Source organism: Burkholderia savannae (assembly GCF_001524445.2).
Taxonomy (GTDB): domain Bacteria; phylum Pseudomonadota; class Gammaproteobacteria; order Burkholderiales; family Burkholderiaceae; genus Burkholderia; species Burkholderia savannae.
Genome location: NZ_CP013417.1, coordinates 394,817 through 415,263, shown reverse-complemented (window position 1 = coordinate 415,263; position 20,447 = coordinate 394,817). Strand labels below are relative to the sequence as shown.

Below are 20,447 nucleotides of genomic sequence, written 5' to 3'. Positions count from 1 at the left end.
TTTCGAGCCGTGTTTTGTCAATCCGATCGCCACAAAAGCGCCGATCGAACGGATTTTTTATTGCTCGATTCGCACTGCGGAGCAGAACTAATCTGGTGACCGAAATAAATTGAGGAATTACCCGAATTCCGGATGTATCGATTTTGAAAGATTTGTAGAAGCCTGAATAGCGGAATGGTGTGCCGCAGGATGCGCGCGCGCCGGCCGCATGAAGAAACGCCGCCCGATCGACGCGCACGCGCGGAAGAAAACGGAAAACGCGGGCGGCCCGGCCGCCCTTACTGCGACGCCGGCAATTCCGCCGCGCCCATCCGTCGCGCGATCACGCCCGCGCGCTGCGCAAGATAAGGCGAGCCGCGGTGCGCATCGAAATACCTAGGATTCGGCAGCATCACCGCGAGCCGCGCCGACTGCCATGCGGATAGCCGGCTCGCGGAAATCCGGTAGTAGTACTGCGCGGCGGCTTCCGCGCCATACACGCCGCGGCCGAATTCGACGGAGTTCAGATAGATCTCGAAAATGCGCTCCTTGTCGAGCAGCGTTTCGAGCATCCACGCGATGACGAGCTCCTGCCCCTTGCGGATATAGCTCCGCTCGCCGGACAGGAACAGGTTGCGCGCGAGCTGCTGCGTGATCGTCGAGCCGCCCGACACGATCCTGCCGTGCGCGCGGTTCTTCTCCCACGCCTGCAGGATCGCATCCACTTCGTAGCCCGAATTGTTTGCGAAATCGGCGTCTTCAGATGCGATCACCGCGCGCTTCAGGTTTCGCGAGATCTTGTCGTACGGCACCCATCGATGCCGGATCGCTGCGGCGGGCCGCTCGGCCGACAAGCGCCACGCGTCCGCGCGCATGAACGCGCTCGAGCCCGGATCGATCACCGTCCAGAGCGCGATCTGCGCGAAGTAGTAGAGCTGCGTCGCGAGCCACGCGCCGGCGAACACGCCGCCTGCGTACGCGAGCCAGCGCGCGAGGCCGCGCCGGCGCGCGCCGGTCGCGCCGCGTGCCGGCGCGCGGCCCCGGCCGGGCGTAACGGGACTGTTCCGCACCCCGCCGCGCCTCTCGCGCTCAGTGCGCCGCCGACGCCGCGAGCGCGGCCCGCAGTGCGGCGAGCACGGGCGCGCTGTCGGGCCGCACGCCGCGCCAGATATAGAACGACTCCGCCGCCTGCTCGACCAGCATCCCGAGCCCGTCCGCCACGCGCGCGCCGAGCGCCGCCGCGTGCTCCATGAAGACGGTCGGCCGCGCGCCGTACATCATGTCGTACGCGAGCGTCGACGGGCCGAACGCCGCCGCGTCGCACGCGGGCAGCGCCGCATCGAGGCTGCCCGCCGTCGCGTTGACGATCACGTCGTACGGCTCGCGCGCGACCCGCTCGGGCCCGCCGCCCGCGAGCACGCAACCCGCGTCGTGCGCCGCCTGCGTGAACTGGCCGACGAGCTCTTCTGCCTTGCTCGCGGTCCGGTTGACGATCGTGAGCGACGCGGGCGCGCGCTCGAGCATCGGCAGCACGACGCCGCGCGCCGCGCCGCCCGAGCCGAGCAGCAGGATGCGCGCGCCCGTCAGGCTCACGCCGAGATTCGTCTCGATGTCGCGTACGAGGCCGACGCCGTCGGTGTTGTCGCCGAAGATGCCGCCTGCGTCGAAGCGCAGCGTGTTCACGGCACCCGCCGCCGCCGCGCGCGGCGACAGCGTGTCGGCAAGCGCGTAGGCCTCGAGCTTGAACGGCACGGTGACGTTCACGCCGCGGCCGCCCTGCGCGATGAACTCGCGCACCGCGGCCGCGAAGCCGTCGAGCGGCGCGAGCAGATGCGCGTATTCGATCGCCTCGCCCGTCTGATCGGCGAAGCGCTCATGGATGAACGGCGACTTGCTGTGCGCGATCGGATTGCCGATCACCGCATAGCGATCGCGCGTGCGCGCGGCGGAATCGACGGTCGCGCTCATTTCGGCTGCTCCTCGCCGCTCGCGGACGCTTCGCCGTCGCCGTGCGCCGCGCCGCCCGCCTCGGCAAGCGCTTCCGCCTCGCTTTCGGCCGATTCGTCGGCCGCGTCGAGCAGCACGTCGTCGGCCGCTTCGGCGTCCTCTTCATCGTCGGCCGGCTCGCCGCCCGACACCGTCGGCGCGTCGAGCACGCCGAGGAGCCGCACCGACGCCTCGATCGTCAGCTCGTCGACCGACATCACGTCGAGCAGCACGCGCGTGCCGCGCGCATGCACGCCGAGCGCGGGCACGTGCAGCAGCAGCGGTACTTCGTCGAGACGCACGAGATCGCCCTTCACGACGGTCGCGTTCACCTGCTTGCGGCCTTCCTGCTTGATCCAGCGCAGGCACCAGAAATATTCCATCCGCCGCTGGTGATCGGCGTAGGCGGCATACGTGTCGTCGAAGCCCTGCACGACCGCGTACAGATCCGCGTCCTTCTGCTTGAAAGGCGCGGCGAGCTTCGCGGTCACGCCGTGCTGCACGCAGGCGAGCAGTTGCCATTGATTGACGAGGTCGACGTAACGACGCAGCGGCGACGTGCTCCACGCGTACTGCGGCACGCCGAGCCCTTCGTGCGGCGCGGCGCTCGTCTGCATCCGCGTGCGCTTCGGCCCGCTCGGCATGCCGAACGCGCGCTGCGTGCGATAGATGCCGGGCACGCTGTGATCGTGCAGGAACGCGCCCCACGTCGAATTCGCGAGGATCGCGAGCTCGGACACGATCAGATCGAGCGGCGAGCCGCGCCGGCGCGGCGTGATCGACACGCGCTCGTCTTCGACGTAGAAGTTGTAATCGGTGTTGCGCTGCACTTCACGCCTCAGGCCATAGCCCGCGCGCGCGACCTGGCGCCGCTCGAAGAGCGCCTGCGCGAGCGGCCAGAGCACTGCGATGTCGTCCTTGTGCGGATAGTCGCCCGCGCCCGCCGCGAGCGCCTCCTCGGTGACGAGCTCGTCGAGCGTGTTGTGCCGCAGGTTGCTCTTCACGTACACGTATTCGGCGCGCGTTTCGTTCGCGACGATTTCCTGCGTGTCGCGCTTCACGATGATGTACAGCGACAGCGCCGGGCGATAGTCGCCTTCCTTCAGCGTGAACACGTCGACGACGTCGTCCGGCAGCATCGTGATCTTGTCGCCCGGCATGTAGACGGTCGACAGCCGCGCGCGCGCGATCGCATCGACCGCGTCGCCGCGCGCGACGCCGAGCGCGGGCGCCGCGATGTGCACGCCGATCCGCACGCGGCCGTCGGTCAGATGCTCGACGGAGAACGCGTCGTCGATTTCGGTCGTCGTGATGTCGTCGATCGAGAACGCGTTCACGTCCGCGCGCGGCAGGTCGTCGGGCAGCTTGCCCACCGCGACGGTCGGAAAGCCCGTGCCGTGCGGGAAGTATTCGGCGAGAAAGCGCGCCTCGTGCAATGCGCGCGCGGACGCAACGCCGCCGCAGTCGAGCATCAGGCGCGCGGGCGACACGCCGCGAGCGAGCGCCGCCGCGTCGAGCGCCTTGTATTCGATCGAGTTCTTGTCCGGCTTCGTCAGGAGGTTGAGCGCCTTGCCGGCGAACGCGTCGGGCAGCTTGCCCGCCTTCAGCTCCTCTTCGTAGCCGGCCTGCACGAGCGCCTGCTGGCGCTTGCGCTCCAGCGCGGCGAGCGCCATCTTCAACTGCTCTTCGGGCGCGCGCTGGTACTGTCCGCGCCCCTTGCGGCGGAAATAGACGGGCGAGCCGTGCAGGCGCAGCACGAGCGCCGCGCGCTCGACGGGGCCATAGCTCGCGCCGAAATATTCGTCGGCGAGCGTCGCATACGCGAATTCCTCGGCGGGCGCGCACTCCCACAGAAAGTCCAGATCGATCTGTTGCGCGGCTTCATCCGCCTGTTGCATCAGCTCGCCCGCGGCAGGTTTCTCGAATTCGATCAGCACATCCTTCGCGCGCACCTTTGCGCGCCGGCCGCCCGGCAATTCGACCTGAAACGCGTCGCCCTGGCGCGACAGCACGCTGCCCGCCTTGAAACTGCCCGATTCCTCGAAGAAAACGTTCACTCAGTACTCTCGTCTTTCGTTCAGACTTCCGCGCGCCGCGCTTCGCTTCGGAAGCCGTCGACGCCGCGTGTGGTGTATAAGGTGCCGCGCGCCGGACTTCGCGTCCGGCGACGGTCTATCCGGCGTCACAAAATGCAAGAACGTCGTCGATATAGTCGGCAAATTCGCTGATTCCGTGATCGCTGCCGTCGATGACGCGTGTTCGCGCGCCCGGGTAGTGCGCAAGCATCTCGCGGTAGTCGAGCACTTCGTCGCCCGTCGCCGCGAGCAGATAGTAGCGCTCGGGCCGCGTGATCGCCGCGACGCGCAGCGCGTTCAGCTCGTCCAGATGATGCGGCTCGACGACGATCGTGCCGCCGCCGTGCCAGAGCGGCTGCTCGCCGAGATGGCGACCCAGGTCGCGCTGCGGCTGCGTCGCCGGATTCAGCAGCACCGCGCGCCAGCCGTGCTTTTCCGCGAGCCACGTCGCGTAATAGCCGCCGAGCGAGCTGCCGATCACGGTAACGTCGCGCACGGGCACGCCCGCGACTTCGGCCTCCACCGCCGCGATCGCGTCGAGCGGCGCGACCGACAGCGTCGGGCAGCGCCATTCGTCCGCGCGCCCGAGCTCGGACAGCCGGCCCGCGAGCGCGCGCGCCTTGAACGACTGCGGCGACGAGCGGAAGCCGTGCAGATACAGAATCACGCGCCGCTCCGTGGCGTCGCCGCGCCGCCGCGCGCCGACAGCGCGTCGAGCAGCTTCTGGTGCACGCCGCCGAAGCCGCCGTTGCTCATCACGAGCACATGGTCGCCCGGCCGCGCGGCCGCCGTCACCGCCTTCACGAGCGCGTGCAGATCGTCGAATGCTCGCGCCTTGTCGCCGAGCGGCGCAAGCGCGTCGGGCAGGCTCCAGCCGAGCGCGTCGCGGCCGGTCGGCGCGCCGTAGCCGAACACGAGATCGGCGTCGGCGAGGCTCGCCGGCAGTTGCGCCTTCATCACGCCGAGCTTCATCGTGTTCGAGCGCGGCTCCAGCACCGCGAGGATTCGAGAATTTTGGCAGCCGATACGCGCACGAAGACCGGCGATCGTCGTTTCGATCGCCGTCGGATGGTGTGCGAAATCGTCGTAGACAGTCACGCCGTCGACGCTGCCGCGCACTTCCATCCGGCGCTTCACGTTGCGAAACGCCGCGAGTGCGGCGGCCGCCTGCACGGGCGGCACGCCGACGTGGCGCGCCGCGGCGATCGCGGCGAGTGCATTCATCCGGTTGTGCTCGCCCTGCACTTGCCAGTCGACCGCACCGATTCGCTCGCTGCGCCAATAGACGGCGAAGCGCTCGTCGATCGGCACGCCGTCCTCGGCGGGCAGCGCCTGCCAGCCGCCGTCGACGCCGAAACGCTCGACGTCGCTCCAGCAGCCGCGCGACAGCACGCGCTCGAGCGCATCTTCGCAGCCGTTCGTCACAAGCCGGCCGACCCCCGGCACCATACGCACGAGATGATGGAATTGCGTTTCGATCGCGGCGAGATCCGGAAAGATGTCGGCATGATCGAATTCGAGGTTGTTCAGGATCGCGGTCCGCGGCCGGTAGTGGACGAACTTCGAGCGCTTGTCGAAAAACGCCGTGTCGTACTCGTCCGCCTCGATCACGAAGAAGCTCGAATCAGTATGCCGCGCGGACACGCCGAAGTTCAGCGGCACGCCGCCGATCAGGAAGCCGGGATTCAAGCCGGCGTCTTCGAGAATCCACGCAAGCATCGAGCTCGTCGTCGTCTTGCCGTGCGTGCCGGCGACAGCGAGCACCCACTTGCCGGCGAGCACATGCTCACCGAGCCATTGAGGACCGGACACGTACGGCAGCCCCCGGTCGAGGATCGCCTCCATCAAAGGGTTGCCGCGCGACACGACATTGCCGATCACGAACAGATCGGGCTTCAGGTCGACCTGTTCGGCGCCGTAACCCTCGATCAGCTGAATGCCCTGCGCCTCGAGCTGCGTGCTCATCGGCGGATAGACGCCCGCGTCGCAACCCGTCACGGTGTGGCCCGCCGCGCGGGCGAGCACGGCGAGACCGCCCATGAAGGTGCCGCAGATGCCGAGAATGTGGATATGCATAGAGCTTCGCGCCGCATGGGCGTAGTCGAATCGGAAGCCGGCCGCGCTTCGCGCCGGCAGCCGGAAAAACCTGCGCGTCGTGGCGCTCGCGCCGCCGCGCAAAGGGGGCTATTGTAACTGACGGCTCCGACGCGAACGACGCTTGACGCAACCGCCAGGTCACTCGGCACCGATCTAGTATGATTGCCGGATCATGTCTCGCAAAACCCTACTCGATCCGCGACGCGTGCGCGACGAAATCGCGCTCGCCGCGGCACGCCTGATCGCCGAAGACGGGCTCGACTACGCCGGCGCGAAGCGCAAGGCCGCGCGCCAGGTGCTCGGCGAAAGCCGAATTGCCGGCGAATGGCTGCCGGATAACGACCAAATCGAAGAAGAACTGCACGAATACCTCGCGCTCTTCCAGGGCGACACGCAGCCCGCCGAACTGCGGCGGCTGCGCGTCGTCGCGCTCGCGTGGATGGAGCGGCTCGCGCCGTTCAATCCGTACGTCGCGGGCGCGGTGCTGAACGGCACGGCGAACGCGCACTCCGACATCCATCTGCAGACGTTCAGCGACAACCAGAAGGACGTCGCGATCTATCTGCTGAACCAGAACATCCAGTACGACGTATCCGAAACCCGCCACTTCGCGGGGCGCGGCGACGTCGAGACGCTCAGCTTCCTGTGGCGTGAGGCGCGCGGCGCGGAGCCGGTCGGCATCCACGTCGCACTGTATACGAGCAACGACTTGCGCGGCGCCGTGAAGGCCGACGCCCGCGGCCGTCTGTCGCGAGCCGACGCGCAGGCGCTGCGCGCGCTCGTCGACGCGTCGCCCTCCTCATCAACCGAATCTTGAACCGAATGAACAGCAAAGGGATTTTCGCAGGCGTCGTGGTTGCTGCCGTCGCGATCGCGGGCGGCCTCGTCGCCGGCCACTGGGTGCGCGGCAGCGTGGCCGACGGCGGCACGCAAGCCGGTGCGCCGGCGGGCGCCCCCGCCGCGAGCAACGCGGTCGACGCGCTGTGGGCCGCGTCGTATCCGGACGTCGACGGCAAGCCGCAAGGGCTCGCCGCCTTCAAGGGCCAGAAGGTGGTCGTCAACTTCTGGGCATCGTGGTGCGGCCCGTGCGTCGAGGAGATGCCCGAACTCGTGAAGCTGTCGCAGGAATACGAGAAGAAAGGCGTACGTTTCGTCGGGATCGGCGTCGATTCCGAGCAGAACGTGAAGAACTTCCTGAAGAAGGTGCCGGTCGACTATCCGATCTTCGTCAGCGGCTATGCCGGCGCCGATCTGGCCCGCAATTTCGGCAACACGGCGGGTGCACTGCCCTTCACCGTCGTCATCGACGAAACGGGCAAGGTTCGCGAGACAAAATTGGGGCAAATCCACCCGGACGAGCTGAAACGCACGCTCGATACGCTCTGATCCAGCCCGGCATACTACCGGCGCGTTGCCGATACTTGGAATGTCGATGGCGACAATTTACGCGGAGTTGACCGATTCTGGGCGCGCGAGCGCGCCGTTTCGCGACCGTCGAGGCCCTCGTCCATTCGGCAAAACTAGACAAATTTCTCTAATTGGCGATAAAGTTCGCGCAATTCCGCAGAAAAAGAAGCGACCATGACACGATTGCTGGTGCTGCACGGCCCTAACCTGAACCTTCTCGGCACCCGGGAGCCGGAGGTGTACGGCCGCGTGACGCTCGAGCAGATCGATCGGGCGCTTGCCGCGCGGGCGCAGGAGGCGGGCGTCGAGCTCGAGTCGTTTCAGAGCAACCACGAGGGCGCGATCGTCGACCGCGTCCAGGCTGCGAGAGGCGACGGCACCGAGTTCATCCTGATCAATCCGGCCGCGTATACGCATACGAGCGTGGCGATCCGGGATGCGCTCGCGGGCGTCGGCATTCCGTTCGTAGAGATTCATCTGTCGAACGTGCACCGGCGCGAGCCGTTCAGGCATCACTCCTATTTCTCCGATCAGGCCGAAGGCGTCATCTGCGGCCTCGGCTGGAAGGGTTATCTGTACGCGCTCGAATACGCGCTCGACAAGCTGCAAAGCGCGTCGCGCGGCTGATTTTCACGAACTCGATTCAGCGCCGGTCCCGAACCGGCGTTTCACGTATTGAAAGGGGAACTCCCGATGGACCTTCGCAAGCTGAAAACTCTGATCGACCTCGTCTCCGAATCCGGCATCTCCGAGCTGGAAGTCACCGAAGGCGAAGGCAAGGTGCGCATCGTCAAGAACGCGCCGCCGGTCTATGTGCAGCCGTCGGCCGGCTTCGCGCCGCAGGTGAGCGCCCCCGCCCCCGTCATGACGGCGCCGATCGAAGGCGCGGGCGCCTCGGCTCCCGCCGCCGCGCCCGCCGCCGCTGCGCCGCAGGGCCACATCGTGACGTCGCCGATGGTCGGCACGTTCTACCGCGCGCCGTCGCCGGGCGCCGATCCGTTCGCCCAGGTCGGCGACACCGTGAAGGAAGGCCAGACGCTTTGCATCATCGAAGCGATGAAGCTCCTGAACGAAATCGAATCCGACAAAGCCGGCGTCATCAAGGAAATCCTCGCCGAAAACGGCCAAGCCGTCGAATACGGCCAGCCGCTTTTCGTGATCGGCTAAGACCCGCCGCGCGGCGCGCCCGCAAGCGACGCCGCTCCTCTCAAGGCGCGCGCTCGCTCGCCCATCGAAGAGACGAATACTCGCTATGTTTGAAAAAATCCTCATTGCCAACCGCGGGGAAATCGCGCTGCGCATTCAGCGCGCGTGCCGCGAGCTCGGCGTCAAGACGGTGGTCGTCTACTCCGAGGCCGACAAGGAAGCCAAGTACGTGAAGCTAGCCGACGAAGCGGTCTGCATCGGCCCCGCTCCGTCGAATCTGAGCTACCTGAACATGCCGGCCCTCATCAGCGCGGCCGAAGTCACCGACGCCGAGGCGATCCACCCGGGCTACGGCTTCCTGTCGGAGAACGCCGATTTCGCCGAGCGCGTCGAGCAATCGGGCTTCACGTTCATCGGCCCGCGCCCGGACACGATCCGCATGATGGGCGACAAAGTCACCGCGAAGCAGACGATGATCCGCACCGGCGTACCGTGCGTGCCGGGCTCGGACGGCGCGTTGCCGGACGATCCGAAGGAGATCGTGAAAATTGCGCGCGCGGTCGGCTATCCGGTGATCATCAAGGCGGCGGGCGGCGGCGGCGGACGCGGGATGCGCGTCGTTCACACCGAAGCGGCGCTCGTGAACGCGGTCAACATGACGCGCGAGGAAGCGGGCCGTGCATTCGGCAATCCGCAGGTCTACATGGAGAAGTTCCTCGAAAATCCGCGCCACATCGAGATTCAGGTGCTCTCCGATTCGCACAAGAACGCGGTCTGGCTCGGCGAGCGCGACTGCTCGATGCAGCGCCGCCACCAGAAGGTGATCGAGGAAGCGCCGGCGCCCGGCATCGCGCGCCGCCTGATCGACCGAATCGGCGACCGCTGCGCGGACGCGTGCAAGAAGATGGGCTACCTCGGCGCGGGCACGTTCGAGTTCCTGTACGAGAACAACGAGTTCTACTTCATCGAGATGAACACGCGCGTGCAGGTCGAGCATCCGGTGACGGAGCTGATCACGGGCGTCGACATCGTCCAGGAGCAGATCAAGATCGCCGCGGGCGAGAAGCTGTCGTTCCGCCAGCGCGACATTCAATTCCGCGGCCACGCGATCGAATGCCGGATCAACGCCGAAGATCCGTTCAAGTTCACGCCGTCGCCGGGCCGGATCACGTCGTGGCACACACCGGGCGGCCCCGGCATCCGCGTCGATTCGCACGCGTACAATGGGTATTTCGTGCCGCCCAACTACGATTCGATGATCGGCAAGCTGATCGCCTACGGCGCGACGCGCGAGCAGGCGATCAGCCGGATGCGCATCGCGCTGTCGGAAATGGTGGTCGAAGGCATCCTGACCAACATCCCGCTGCATCGCGAGCTGATGCTCGACTCGAAGTTCGTCGAAGGCGGCCCGAGCATCCATTATCTCGAGAACCGGCTCGCGCAGAAGCTGCAGGCCGCGCCGGAAGAAGCGTAATCATGAGCTATCGGGAACTCGTCGCCGAGCTGCCCCGCGAGCACGCGGACGCGCTGTCCGACGCGCTCGTCGAGCTGGGCGCGCTGTCGGTGTCCGTCGAGGACGCCGATGCCGACACGCCGGACGAGCAGCCGCTCTTCGGCGAACCGGGTCTGACGCCCGAGCGCACCGCGTGGCAGCACTCGCGCGTGATCGCGCTCGTCGACGCGACGCAGGACCCCGCGGTGCTGCTCGCCGCCGCCGCGAACGAGGCCGGCCTCGACGAGACGCCGCGCTTCGCGCTGCGCGAAGTCGAGGAGCAGGACTGGGTGCGGCTCACGCAATCGCAATTCGACCCGATCCACATCGGCGAGAAGATCTGGGTCGTGCCGTCGTGGCACGACGCGCCGGAGCCCGACGCGCTCGTGCTCGAGCTCGATCCGGGCCTCGCGTTCGGCACGGGCAGCCATCCGACGACGCGCCTTTGCATGGAATGGCTCGAGCAGACCGTAAAGCCCGGGCAGACGGTGCTCGATTACGGCTGCGGCTCCGGCATTCTCGCGATCCTCGCGAAGAAGTGCGGCGCGGGCAGCGTGACCGGCATCGACATCGATCCGCAGGCGGTCGAAGCGGCGCGCCAGAACAGCGAGCGCAATCGCGCGGACGTCACGTACGGCCTGCCCGGCGACTGCCCGGACGGCGAATTCGACATCGTCGTCGCGAACATCCTGTCGAATCCGCTGAAGCTGATGGCGTCGATGCTCGCATCGAAAGTGAAGCCGGGCGGGCGCATCGCGCTGTCGGGCGTGCTCGCGAGGCAGGCGGACGAAGTCGCGAGCGTCTACGCCCGCTATATCGACATCGCCGTCTGGCGCGAACACGAAGGCTGGGTATGCCTCGCCGGAAAGCGGCGCGAAAGCCATTAGAATAAGCGCTGTCCTTCACTCAGGCCCCGCTGGCTGCCCGGCTGACCATGCTCCTCGCAACGCGCTGCCCTCATTGTGAAACCGTCTTCCGACTGCAGCGGGAACAGCTCGCGCTGCACGACGGTCTCGTGCGCTGCGGCCACTGCCAGCAGGTGTTCGACGCAGCGCGCTCGCTCGTGCCTGCCGAGCACGAGGCGGCCGCTGCGCAAACGGCGCCGTACGCGCAACAGCAGCCGGCGCCGCAGCGCCTGTTCGATGCAACGTCGCCTGATCGACGTCCGCTCGAAGCCGGTCATCGCGATTTCGCGCCGGGCGCATGGGACATGTGGGCGCCGTGGCTCGACGGCGTCGTCGATCCGAAGCTGCAGGTGACGAGCGCGAGCGTCGCGGCCCCGCCGAACGGCGCGGCTGCGATGCAAAGCGCGGCGGAACAAACGCGCGAGCCCGAAGCCGACGCGCCGGCGCACGAAGCGCCTGGCGCGCCCGAAGCCCCCGAAGCCCCCGAATTCTCCGAAACCGAAGCGCAAGCCGCGCAAACGCCGTCGCCCGCCGAACGCGCGGCGCACGTGCCGCCCGCGGCCGCTCCTGGCGCGCATGCAACCCGAACGCCCGACGTCGACTTGCCCGCCGTCGGCACGCGCGAATTTCCGCCGCCGCCGCACCCGGCGCCCGATCTCGATCACCGCGTGACCGCCGAGCGCGAGCCGGAAGCCGCGCACGCCTTCGGCCCGCGGCACGACGATGCGGCCGAACCCGTGCTCGCGTCGCCCTCGGCCGCAGCCGCGGCGCTCGCCGATACCGCGCACGATCGCGAGCCGCGCTTCGGCGCGGCGGCATCGCCCCGAACGCAGGCCGAGCCGTTCGCGGCAACGCCCGAAGCCGACGAGCGCGAGCATTTCGCGATGACCCGCGAAGCCCGCGCGAATGCCGCGCGCGGCGGCTTCGCGCGCGCGCTCGGCATGAGCGTCGCACTGGCGCTCGCCGCGCTGCTCGCCGCGCAGCTCGCATGGTGGCAACGCGAGACGATCACGATCTATTGGCCGTCGACCGAGCCGCTCTTCAAGCAGGCATGCACCGCGCTCGGCTGCACGGTCGCGCCGCCGCGCGCGATCGACGGTCTGCGGCTCGACGCGTCCGACCTGCGCCAGCTCGACGGCCCGCGCCTCCTCGAGCTGAAGGTGCCGCTCACGAATCGCTACCGCGTCGCGCTCGCCTATCCGTCGATCGAGCTCACGCTGCTCGACGAAGCGAACAACATCACCGCGCGCCGCGTGCTCGCGCCGCGCGACTACGCGCGCCCCGGCACGCGCATCGAAGCGGGCATGCCCGCCGGCGCGACGCAGACGATGATCGTCCGCATCGAGACGAACGGCGTCGCCGCGTCGAACTTCCGCGTCCAGATCTTCTATCCGTAACGCGCCGCGAAGCGGCGCGTGGCCTCAACCCGTGCGCCGCATCGGCGCACACATTTGGAGCACGAACATGAGCAAAGTCACGCTGGGTGGCAACCCGATCGAAATCGCCGGCACGTTCCCGGCAGTCGGCTCGCAGGCCCCCGACTTCAAGCTGGTCGGCAAGGATCTCGCGGACGTGTCGCTGGCGAGCTTCGCCGGCAAGCGCAAGGTGCTGAACATCGTCCCGAGCCTCGACACGCCGACCTGCGCGACGTCGACTCGCAAGTTCAACGAAGCGGCGAGCAAGCTCGACAACACCGTCGTCATCGTCGTGTCGGCGGATCTGCCGTTCGCGGCAACCCGCTTCTGCACGACGGAAGGCCTCGCGAACGTGATCACCGCGTCGACGTTCCGCGGCGGCCGCGCATTCGCCGACGCGTACGGCGTGAACGTGACGAGCGGTCCGCTCGACGGCCTGACCGCGCGCGCGGTCGTCGTGATCGACGAGAACGACAAGGTGACGCACACCGAGCTCGTCGGCGAAATCAAGAACGAGCCGAACTACGACGCCGCCCTCGCCGCACTGAAGTAAGCCGCACCGAACGGCCGCGACGCGCCCCGCCCGCCAGCCGCGCGACGGGCGAAACGCGCGGCGCGGCCGCCCTTCCACCTTCTCTACAGGAACGCACACCTTGGCTACGCTGATCTGCGGTTCGATCGCCTACGACAACATCATGACCTTCGAAGGGCGCTTTCGCGAGCACATCCTGCCCGACCAGGTGCACCTCATCAATCTGAGTTTCCTCGTGCCGACGATGCGCCGCGAGTTCGGCGGCTGCGCGGGCAACATCGCCTATGCGCTGAATCTGCTCGGCGGCGACGCGCGGATGATGGGCACGCTCGGCGCGATCGACGCGCAGCCGTACCTCGACCGCCTCGACGCGCTCGGCCTCGCGCGCGACTACGTGCGCGTGCTGCCCGACACGTACTCGGCGCAGGCGATGATCACCACCGACCTCGACAACAACCAGATCGCCGCCTTCCACCCGGGTGCGATGATGCAGTCGCACGTGAACCACGCGGGCGAAGCGAAGGGCATCAAGCTCGCGATCGTCGCGCCGGACGGCTTCCAGGGGATGGTTCAGCACACCGAGGAGCTCGCGCAGGCGGGCGTGCCGTTCATTTTCGATCCGGGTCAGGGTTTGCCCCTCTTCGACGGCGCTACCTTGCGCCGCAGCATTGAACTTGCGACTTACATTGCTGTCAACGATTACGAAGCCAAGCTGGTGTGCGACAAGACGGGTTGGTCCGAAGACGAAATCGCCAGCCGGGTTCAGGCGCTCATCATCACGCGCGGCGAGCACGGCGCGACGGTCCGCCATCGCGACGGCGAAGAGCAGATCCCGGCCGTGAAGGCCGATCGGATCGTCGATCCGACCGGCTGCGGCGACGCGTTCCGCGGCGGCTTGCTGCATGGAATCGAGCACGGCTTCGACTGGGCGACGACGGGGCGCCTCGCGAGCCTGATGGGCTCGCTGAAGATCGCGCACCAGGGTCCGCAAACGTACACGCTGACTCGCGCGGAAATCGATGAGCGTTTCGAGACCGCGTTCGGCTACAGTCCGAAGTGAATCTTGTTTGGAGAAGATGAAACATGTTGACCAGGAAAACCCTCACGCTCGCCGCGATGCTGACCGCGACGGTGACGCTCGCAGGCTGCTTCACGCCGCCGGGTTCGGCCGACGTTTATAGCGTCGGCCAGGCGCAGCGCGAGCAGACCGTGCGGATGGGCACGGTCGAAACCGTCCGCGCAGTGCGGATTCAGGGCGACGGCGGCGGCGGCGCGCTCGGCACGCTCGGCGGCGGCGCGCTCGGCGCGGTCGCCGGCAGCGCGATCGGCGGCGGTCGCGGCTCGGTGCTGACCGCGATCGCGGGCGGCATCGCCGGCGCGGTCGCGGGCAACGCGGTCGGCCAGGGCCTCAGCTCGGCGAACGGCGTCGAAATCACCGTGCGCCTCGACAACGGCGACCTGCGCTCGATCACGCAGGCAGCGACGCCCGAAGCGTTCCGCGCGGGCGAGCGCGTGCGACTGCTGTCGAGCGGCGGCGTGACTCGCGTCACGCACTGATCGGCGCGCCGGCGAGCACGCCCGGCGCCCCGAAGCACGATGCGGCGCGAGCCGCACAGCCAAAAAACGCATGTGCCTCTGCGCGCGTGCGTTTTTTTATGCGCCTGCGGATAACCCGCCACGCACCGCTGCCGGCCTCGACATGAAAAAATCCCGCCACCGGCGAGCCGATGACGGGATCTCGATCGAGTAGGACTACTCGATTCAGGACACAGCGAATGTGTCCGTCTGGGCGCAGCGAGTCTTTACGGACGGCTGCCGGTCGGGAACGGCCATGCCGCTGCCGGGTTGAGCGCGGTCTTCACGCCCGATGCCGGAGCAACCGATGCCGTCGACGCCGTCGTCGCCGGCGCAGCCTTCTTCACGACCGCCTTCTTCGGCGCAGCCGCCTTCTTTGCGGGCGCAGCCTTCTTCGCAGGCGCGGCCTTCTTCGCAGCAGCCTTCTTCGCAGGCGCGGCCTTCTTCGCGGCAGCCTTCTTCGCCGGCGCCTTCTTCGCGGCAACCTTCTTCGCCGCGACCTTCTTCACTGCGACTTTCTTCGCAGCGGCCTTCTTCGCCGGCGCCTTCTTCGCGGCGACCTTCTTCGCAGCAACCTTCTTCGCCGCGACCTTCTTCACTGCGACTTTCTTCGCAGCAGCCTTCTTCGCCGGCGCCTTCTTCGCGGCAACCTTCTTCGCTGCGACCTTCTTCGCCGGTGCCGCCTTCTTGGCAGCGACCTTCTTCACCGCGACCTTCTTCGCAGCAACCTTCTTCACCGCTGCCTTCTTGGCCGGTGCGGCCTTCTTGGCAGCAACCTTCTTCGCGGCAGCCTTCTTGGCAGCCGGCTTCTTCTTGGCAAGTGCCATCATTTTCTCCTTCAGGTTCAGATGAGAGTCAGTTCAAACTACACCCTTCGTCAAAACCCGCTTCCCGCGGACGTCTATCAGAACGTGCGCTGCGAAGCGGGCTATTCATCGGCGTACGCGGATGACGCTTGCTTACGCTAATGAATACGGTATGGCGCACCGTGCCGCTCGGCACCGCGCGCCAAATCAAGTCGGCGACCGGCGCGCCCTGCGCCGCCGCCCCTAATCGCTTGATCGAGCCGGCGGCCGCTCGGCCGCCCGCTTTTTCCGGAGGGAAGTTTGCCCATCCCACTGAAGGGTTCGCAAAGTGCCTGTCGTGTACTTGGGCCCTTGAGGCGCCGGACATGCTTTGCATCAGGCGTTCTTGCTCCTAAACCTTGTGCCGGGCACGGCGCCCGGCATCCACATCGTTACTCGTCGACTGCGCGCCGGGTCACTCCCACGACAGCGCGCCGCCCGTCTGATACTCGATCACCCGCGTCTCGAAGAAGTTGCGTTCCTTCTTCAAGTCGATCATCTCGCTCATCCACGGAAACGGGTTTTCCTCGTTCGGGAACAGCGGATCGAGGCCGATCTGCTGGCAGCGGCGATTGCAGATGAAGCGCAGGTAGCTCTTGAACATCGACGCGTTCAGGCCCAGCACGCCGCGCGGCATCGTGTCCTCCGCGTAGCGATACTCGAGATCGACGGCGTGCTTGAACAGCTCGCGGATCTCGGCGCGGAATTCGGCCGTCCACAGGTGCGGGTTCTCGAGCTTGATCTGGTTGATCAAGTCGATCCCGAAGTTGCAGTGCATCGACTCGTCGCGGAGGATGTACTGATATTGCTCCGCCGCGCCCGTCATCTTGTTCTGACGGCCGAGCGCGAGAATTTGCGTGAAGCCGACGTAGAAGAACAGGCCTTCCATGACGCACGCGAACACGATCAGCGACTTCAGCAGCTTCTGATCGGCTTCCAGCGTGCCCGTCTTGAAAGCCGGGTCGGTCAGCGTATGGATGAACGGAATCAGGAACTCGTCCTTCGCGCGGATCGACTCGACCTCGTGGTACGCGTTGAAGATCTCGCCTTCGTCGAGGCCGAGCGATTCGACAATATATTGGTACGCGTGCGTGTGGATCGCCTCTTCGAACGCCTGTCGCAGCAGGAACTGCCGGCACTCCGGCGCCGTGATGTGGCGGTACGTGCCGAGCACGATGTTGTTCGCCGCGAGCGAATCGGCCGTCACGAAGAAGCCGAGGTTGCGCTTGACGATCCGGCGCTCGTCTTCCGTCAGGCCGTTCGGGTCCTTCCACAGCGCGATGTCGCGGGACATGTTGATTTCCTGCGGCATCCAGTGATTCGCGCAGCCGGCCAAGTACTTCTCCCACGCCCACTTGTACTTGAACGGCACGAGCTGATTGACGTCGGTCTGGCCGTTGATGATGCGCTTGTCGGCGACGTTGACGCGCGCTTCCGAAGCGACGGCTGCCGGCGCATGCGGCGCTACCGCGAAATCGCCCGCGAAGATGTCGCGCGCCGACGAAGCTTGATGAGCGGCAGGCACCGCAGCCTGCAATCCGACGGCCATTCCTGCGGGGTCGCGCATCGCGTTTTGCTGCGCTCCGCTCGCGGGAGTTACGGCAGTCTTCTCGTCATCCCAGTTGAGCATAAATTCTCACCATCAATTTAGATCGGTTTGTACCATCTTTTCCTGAGCGATAAAAGGGTTCGCTCACGAAAAATCCTTTTTTCGATTCGCGTTGCGACCTCGATACAACACTTTGAGCAACGCATCGTCATTCATGCGGAGCGCGATGTGTGCCGCACGTGATTCGCGAGGTGCGCTCGACGCATCGAACGCGGATCGAAACGCGACGTCGTCGGGGCTGTTTCGATCACTCTTCCTGCTCGCTGCAACGCGTTCGCTGCGTTACAGATTCCTTATCATTTTTTTTAGTAGAGAGCGGCGCGCACTTCAACCTTTATCGGTCTTCGCCACGCGCCGCTCGCGCTCTTTGCGCGCTACGCGCGCCGCATCACTGGCACGCTTCGCACTCTTCGAAGCCCGGATCGCCCGGGCGCATCGTGCACACCGGACCGTCCGCTTCGATCGGCGCCGCGCTCAGCGCACCCGACTGCGCATCGCCGCCCGCCGCGCCGAAACCACCCGCCGCGCCTTGCGCGCCGCCCGCGGCACCGCCGCTCGAGCCGCCCGAAGTCGGCACCGCGTTCAGCGCGCCGTGCGCGACCGTCGACTTCTCGACGTGCGTCGCCGCCATCGTGCGCAGGTAGTACGTCGTCTTCAGGCCACGCAGCCACGCGAGCTTGTAGACCTCGTCGAGCTTCTTGCCCGACGCGCCGCCCATGTAGATGTTCAGCGACTGCGCCTGGTCGATCCACTTCTGACGGCGCGACGCCGCCTCGACGAGCCACTTCGGATCGACTTCGAACGCGGTCGCGTAGATCGCGCGCAGGTCGGCGGGGATACGGTCGATGCGCGACAGCATGCCGTCGAAGTACTTCAGGTCGGCGACCATCACCTCGTCCCACAGGCCGCGCTCCTTCAGGTCGCGCACCAGGTACTCGTTGACCACCGTGAATTCGCCCGACAGGTTCGACTTCACGTACAGGTTCTGGAAGGTCGGCTCGATGCACGCCGACACGCCGATGATGTTCGAGATCGTCGCCGTCGGCGCGATCGCGACGCAGTTCGAGTTGCGCATGCCGAACGAGTCGATCCGCGCGCGCAGCGCCGGCCAGTCGAGCGTTGCGCTCGTGTCGACCTCGACGTAGCCGCCGCGGGCTTCCGTCAGCAGCTTCAGCGTGTCCTGCGGGAGGATGCCGCGATCCCACAGCGAGCCGCGGTAGCTCGAGTAGCGGCCGCGCTCTTCGGCGAGCTCGGTCGACGCCCAGTACGCGTGGTAGCAGACCGCCTCCATCGAGCGATCGGCGAACTCGACCGCCTCCTCCGACGCGTACGGCGTGCGCAGCAGGTGCAGGCAGTCCTGGAAGCCCATGATGCCGAGGCCGACCGGACGGTGCTTCAGGTTCGAGTTGCGCGCCTTCGCGACCGCGTAATAGTTGATGTCGATGACGTTGTCGAGCATCCGCATCGCGACGCCGACCGTGCGCTTGAGCTTTTCCTGGTCCAGCGCGTAGCTGCCGTCGGCCTGCTTCGCGAGGTGCGCGACGAGGTTCACCGAGCCGAGGTTGCAGACGGCGATCTCGGTGTCGCTCGTGTTCAGCGTGATTTCCGTGCACAGGTTCGACGAGTGGACGACGCCGACGTGCTGTTGCGGCGAACGCACGTTGCACGGGTCCTTGAACGTGATCCACGGGTGGCCGGTCTCGAACAGCATCCCGAGCATCTTGCGCCAGAGCTGCTGCGCCGGAATCCTCTTGAACAGCTTGATCTCGCCGCGCGCGACCTTCTCTTCGTAGCCGACGTACGCCGCCTCGAACTCGGCGCCGAACTTGTCGTGCAGGTCCGGGCAGGTCGACGGCGAGAACAGCGTCCAGTCGCCGCCTTCCATCACGCGCTTCATGAACAGGTCGGGAATCCAGTTCGCCGTGTTCATGTCGTGCGTGCGGCGGCGGTCGTCGCCCGTGTTCTTGCGCAGCTCGAGGAATTCCTCGATGTCGAGGTGCCACGACTCCAGGTACGCGCACACCGCGCCCTTGCGCTTGCCGCCCTGGTTCACCGCGACCGCCGTGTCGTTGACGACCTTCAGGAACGGCACCACGCCTTGCGACTTGCCGTTCGTGCCCTTGATATGCGAGCCGAGCGCACGCACGCGGGTCCAGTCGTTGCCGAGGCCGCCCGCGAATTTCGACAGCAGCGCGTTGTCCTTCAGCGCTTCATAGATGCCGTCGAGATCGTCCGCGACCGTCGTCAGGTAGCACGACGACAGCTGTGAGCGGCGCGTGCCCGAGTTGAAGAGCGTCGGCGTCGAGCTCATGAAGTCGAAGCTCGACAGCACGTTGTAAAACTCGATCGCGCGCGCTTCACGGTCGATCTCGTTCAGCGCGAGGCCCATCGCGACGCGCATGAAGAACGCCTGCGGCATCTCGATGCGGGTGCCGTCGACGTGCAGGAAGTAGCGGTCGTACAGCGTCTGCAGGCCGAGGTAGCCGAACTGCAGGTCGCGGCTCGCGTCGAGCGCGTCGCCGAGGCGCTTCAGGTCGAACTGCAGCAGTTTGTCGTCGAGCAGCTCGGCTTCGACGCCGCGCTTCAGGAACTGCGGGAAATACTCGGCGTAGCGCGTCGACATTTCCGCCTGCGTCACTTCCTCGCCGAGGATCTCGCGGCGGATCGTGTGCAGCAGGATGCGCGCCGTGACCTGGCTGTACGCCGGGTCCTTCTCGATCATCGTGCGCGCGGCCAGGATCGCCGAGTCGTAGACCTGGGTCATCGGCACGCCGTCGTACAGGTTCTTGACCGTTTCCGAGACGATCGGCTCCGGGCTCACCGCGTCGCCCAGGCCTTCGCACGCCGACACGATCAGCGCGCGCAGCGCGTTCAGGTCGAGCGCACGCGTGACGCCGTTGTCCGTCACGTTGATGCCGCCGCCCGTCGACGATTCGACGGCCGCCGCCTCGCCCGCGTGAACGCGCTCGAGGTGGCGCTTCTCGCGATACAGCACGTACGCGCGCGCGACGTTGTGCTCGCCGCCGCGCATCAGCGCGAGCTCGACCTGATCCTGAATGTCTTCAATATGGAACGTGCCGCCGTTCGGGCGGCTGCGCACGAGCGCGCGCACGACGGATTGCGTCAGTTGCTCGACGAGCTCGCGCACGCGTGCCGACGCGGCGCCCTGGCCGCCGTTGACGGCCAGGAACGCCTTCGTCACCGCGATCGCGATCTTCGACGGTTCGAACGACACCACGCTGCCGTTGCGGCGGATCACCTTGTAGTCGGCGTACGTCGTCTGCGACGCAATTGCCGGCGCGCCTTGCGCGCCCCCGGCGAGAGAGCGGCTCGCCGCGCTCTCGAATTGGGACGTCGCGTTGTCGGTGGTTTGCATGGGCAAAA

19 protein-coding genes are annotated in these 20,447 nt (G+C 66.8%); 10 read left to right on the top strand and 9 right to left on the bottom strand.

The window, feature by feature from the left end:
- Positions 1-278: 278 nt before the first annotated feature.
- From mtgA to mpl, 5 genes are all read right to left on the bottom strand, one after another.
- Entirely contained in the window at positions 279-1,049 is a 771-nt protein-coding gene (mtgA, locus tag WS78_RS02230) for a monofunctional biosynthetic peptidoglycan transglycosylase (RefSeq protein ID WP_059583308.1), read from the bottom strand.
- 19 nt (positions 1,050-1,068) lie between these two features.
- Positions 1,069-1,947, bottom strand: a complete 879-nt coding sequence (gene aroE, locus WS78_RS02225) for a shikimate dehydrogenase (protein WP_059583306.1) — start codon at positions 1,945-1,947, stop codon at positions 1,069-1,071.
- Complete coding sequence (locus tag WS78_RS02220; protein WP_059583304.1) at positions 1,944-4,022, bottom strand: ribonuclease catalytic domain-containing protein; 2,079 nt, start codon at positions 4,020-4,022, stop codon at positions 1,944-1,946. Before WS78_RS02220 ends, aroE begins: the two co-directional genes overlap by 4 nt.
- Before the next feature lie 115 nt (positions 4,023-4,137).
- On the bottom strand, positions 4,138-4,707 hold the full coding sequence (locus WS78_RS02215; RefSeq protein ID WP_059583302.1) for a YqiA/YcfP family alpha/beta fold hydrolase: 570 nt from the start codon (positions 4,705-4,707) through the stop codon (positions 4,138-4,140).
- Positions 4,704-6,116 carry a UDP-N-acetylmuramate:L-alanyl-gamma-D-glutamyl-meso-diaminopimelate ligase gene (mpl, locus tag WS78_RS02210; RefSeq protein WP_059583300.1) on the bottom strand — a complete coding sequence of 471 codons (1,413 nt, stop codon included), beginning with the start codon at positions 6,114-6,116 and terminating at the stop codon, positions 4,704-4,706. The genes WS78_RS02215 and mpl overlap by 4 nt, the downstream gene beginning before the upstream one ends.
- Positions 6,117-6,309: 193 nt before the next feature.
- Between mpl and WS78_RS02205 the strand changes: the two genes are divergently transcribed.
- The 10 genes from WS78_RS02205 (at position 6,310) to WS78_RS02160 (ending at position 14,591) form a co-directional block, all read left to right on the top strand.
- Positions 6,310-6,954 (top strand): hypothetical protein, encoded by a 645-nt coding sequence (locus WS78_RS02205; RefSeq protein WP_059583298.1) that lies wholly within the window; start codon positions 6,310-6,312, stop codon positions 6,952-6,954.
- 5 nt (positions 6,955-6,959) lie between these two features.
- A complete protein-coding gene (locus WS78_RS02200; RefSeq protein WP_059583295.1) occupies positions 6,960-7,523 on the top strand; it encodes a TlpA family protein disulfide reductase in 564 nt (187 codons plus the stop codon).
- 195 nt (positions 7,524-7,718) lie between these two features.
- On the top strand, positions 7,719-8,171 hold the full coding sequence (aroQ, locus tag WS78_RS02195) for a type II 3-dehydroquinate dehydratase (protein ID WP_038754355.1): 453 nt from the start codon (positions 7,719-7,721) through the stop codon (positions 8,169-8,171).
- A gap of 66 nt (positions 8,172-8,237) precedes the next feature.
- Positions 8,238-8,711, top strand: a complete 474-nt coding sequence (gene accB / locus WS78_RS02190; RefSeq protein WP_059583293.1) for an acetyl-CoA carboxylase biotin carboxyl carrier protein — start codon at positions 8,238-8,240, stop codon at positions 8,709-8,711.
- A gap of 85 nt (positions 8,712-8,796) precedes the next feature.
- Entirely contained in the window at positions 8,797-10,164 is a 1,368-nt protein-coding gene (gene accC / locus WS78_RS02185; RefSeq protein WP_038754360.1) for an acetyl-CoA carboxylase biotin carboxylase subunit, read from the top strand.
- 2 nt (positions 10,165-10,166) lie between these two features.
- Entirely contained in the window at positions 10,167-11,069 is a 903-nt protein-coding gene (gene prmA, locus WS78_RS02180; protein ID WP_038754363.1) for a 50S ribosomal protein L11 methyltransferase, read from the top strand.
- A 47-nt stretch (positions 11,070-11,116) separates the two neighbouring features.
- Positions 11,117-12,484, top strand: coding sequence for a DUF3426 domain-containing protein (locus tag WS78_RS02175; RefSeq protein WP_059583290.1), 1,368 nt, complete (start codon positions 11,117-11,119; stop codon positions 12,482-12,484).
- A 67-nt stretch (positions 12,485-12,551) separates the two neighbouring features.
- Positions 12,552-13,055 carry a thiol peroxidase gene (gene tpx / locus WS78_RS02170; RefSeq protein WP_038754541.1) on the top strand — a complete coding sequence of 168 codons (504 nt, stop codon included), beginning with the start codon at positions 12,552-12,554 and terminating at the stop codon, positions 13,053-13,055.
- A 100-nt stretch (positions 13,056-13,155) separates the two neighbouring features.
- The gene (locus tag WS78_RS02165) at positions 13,156-14,094 is read left to right on the top strand and encodes a carbohydrate kinase family protein (RefSeq protein WP_059583287.1); all 939 of its coding nucleotides are present in this window, start codon (positions 13,156-13,158) and stop codon (positions 14,092-14,094) included.
- A 23-nt stretch (positions 14,095-14,117) separates the two neighbouring features.
- Entirely contained in the window at positions 14,118-14,591 is a 474-nt protein-coding gene (locus WS78_RS02160; protein ID WP_038754372.1) for an outer membrane lipoprotein, read from the top strand.
- A gap of 245 nt (positions 14,592-14,836) precedes the next feature.
- Here the strand turns inward: WS78_RS02160 and WS78_RS02155 are convergent, their stop codons facing one another.
- The 4 genes from WS78_RS02155 to WS78_RS02135 all read right to left on the bottom strand — a co-directional run bounded on the left by WS78_RS02155 (position 14,837) and on the right by WS78_RS02135 (position 20,439).
- Positions 14,837-15,436, bottom strand: coding sequence for a histone H1-like DNA-binding protein (locus WS78_RS02155; protein WP_038754376.1), 600 nt, complete (start codon positions 15,434-15,436; stop codon positions 14,837-14,839).
- A 28-nt stretch (positions 15,437-15,464) separates the two neighbouring features.
- A complete protein-coding gene (locus WS78_RS02150) occupies positions 15,465-15,791 on the bottom strand; it encodes a hypothetical protein (protein WP_081990071.1) in 327 nt (108 codons plus the stop codon).
- A 78-nt stretch (positions 15,792-15,869) separates the two neighbouring features.
- Entirely contained in the window at positions 15,870-17,084 is a 1,215-nt protein-coding gene (locus WS78_RS02145; protein WP_038754379.1) for a ribonucleotide-diphosphate reductase subunit beta, read from the bottom strand.
- A 367-nt stretch (positions 17,085-17,451) separates the two neighbouring features.
- Positions 17,452-20,439: a ribonucleoside-diphosphate reductase subunit alpha gene (locus WS78_RS02135; RefSeq protein WP_059583284.1), complete on the bottom strand. Its 2,988-nt coding sequence runs from the start codon at positions 20,437-20,439 to the stop codon at positions 17,452-17,454.
- Positions 20,440-20,447 lie beyond the last annotated feature (8 nt).

Excerpts from the sequence above, each read along its gene's own strand:
- aroE (WP_059583306.1), bottom strand. The coding sequence starts at position 1,947 with ATGAGCGCGACCGTCGATTCCGCCGCGCGCACGCGCGATCGCTATGCG.
- mpl (WP_059583300.1), bottom strand. The coding sequence starts at position 6,116 with ATGCATATCCACATTCTCGGCATCTGCGGCACCTTCATGGGCGGTCTC.
- accB (WP_059583293.1), top strand. The coding sequence starts at position 8,238 with ATGGACCTTCGCAAGCTGAAAACTCTGATCGACCTCGTCTCCGAATCC.
- aroQ (WP_038754355.1), top strand. The coding sequence starts at position 7,719 with ATGACACGATTGCTGGTGCTGCACGGCCCTAACCTGAACCTTCTCGGC.
- prmA (WP_038754363.1), top strand. The coding sequence starts at position 10,167 with ATGAGCTATCGGGAACTCGTCGCCGAGCTGCCCCGCGAGCACGCGGAC.
- WS78_RS02175 (WP_059583290.1), top strand. The coding sequence starts at position 11,117 with ATGCTCCTCGCAACGCGCTGCCCTCATTGTGAAACCGTCTTCCGACTG.
- WS78_RS02155 (WP_038754376.1), bottom strand. The coding sequence starts at position 15,436 with ATGGCACTTGCCAAGAAGAAGCCGGCTGCCAAGAAGGCTGCCGCGAAG.
- accC (WP_038754360.1), top strand. The coding sequence starts at position 8,797 with ATGTTTGAAAAAATCCTCATTGCCAACCGCGGGGAAATCGCGCTGCGC.
- WS78_RS02160 (WP_038754372.1), top strand. The coding sequence starts at position 14,118 with ATGTTGACCAGGAAAACCCTCACGCTCGCCGCGATGCTGACCGCGACG.
- WS78_RS02150 (WP_081990071.1), bottom strand. The coding sequence starts at position 15,791 with ATGCAAAGCATGTCCGGCGCCTCAAGGGCCCAAGTACACGACAGGCAC.
- WS78_RS02205 (WP_059583298.1), top strand. The coding sequence starts at position 6,310 with ATGTCTCGCAAAACCCTACTCGATCCGCGACGCGTGCGCGACGAAATC.
- tpx (WP_038754541.1), top strand. The coding sequence starts at position 12,552 with ATGAGCAAAGTCACGCTGGGTGGCAACCCGATCGAAATCGCCGGCACG.
- WS78_RS02200 (WP_059583295.1), top strand. The coding sequence starts at position 6,960 with ATGAACAGCAAAGGGATTTTCGCAGGCGTCGTGGTTGCTGCCGTCGCG.
- WS78_RS02145 (WP_038754379.1), bottom strand. The coding sequence starts at position 17,084 with ATGCTCAACTGGGATGACGAGAAGACTGCCGTAACTCCCGCGAGCGGA.
- WS78_RS02135 (WP_059583284.1), bottom strand. The coding sequence starts at position 20,439 with ATGCAAACCACCGACAACGCGACGTCCCAATTCGAGAGCGCGGCGAGC.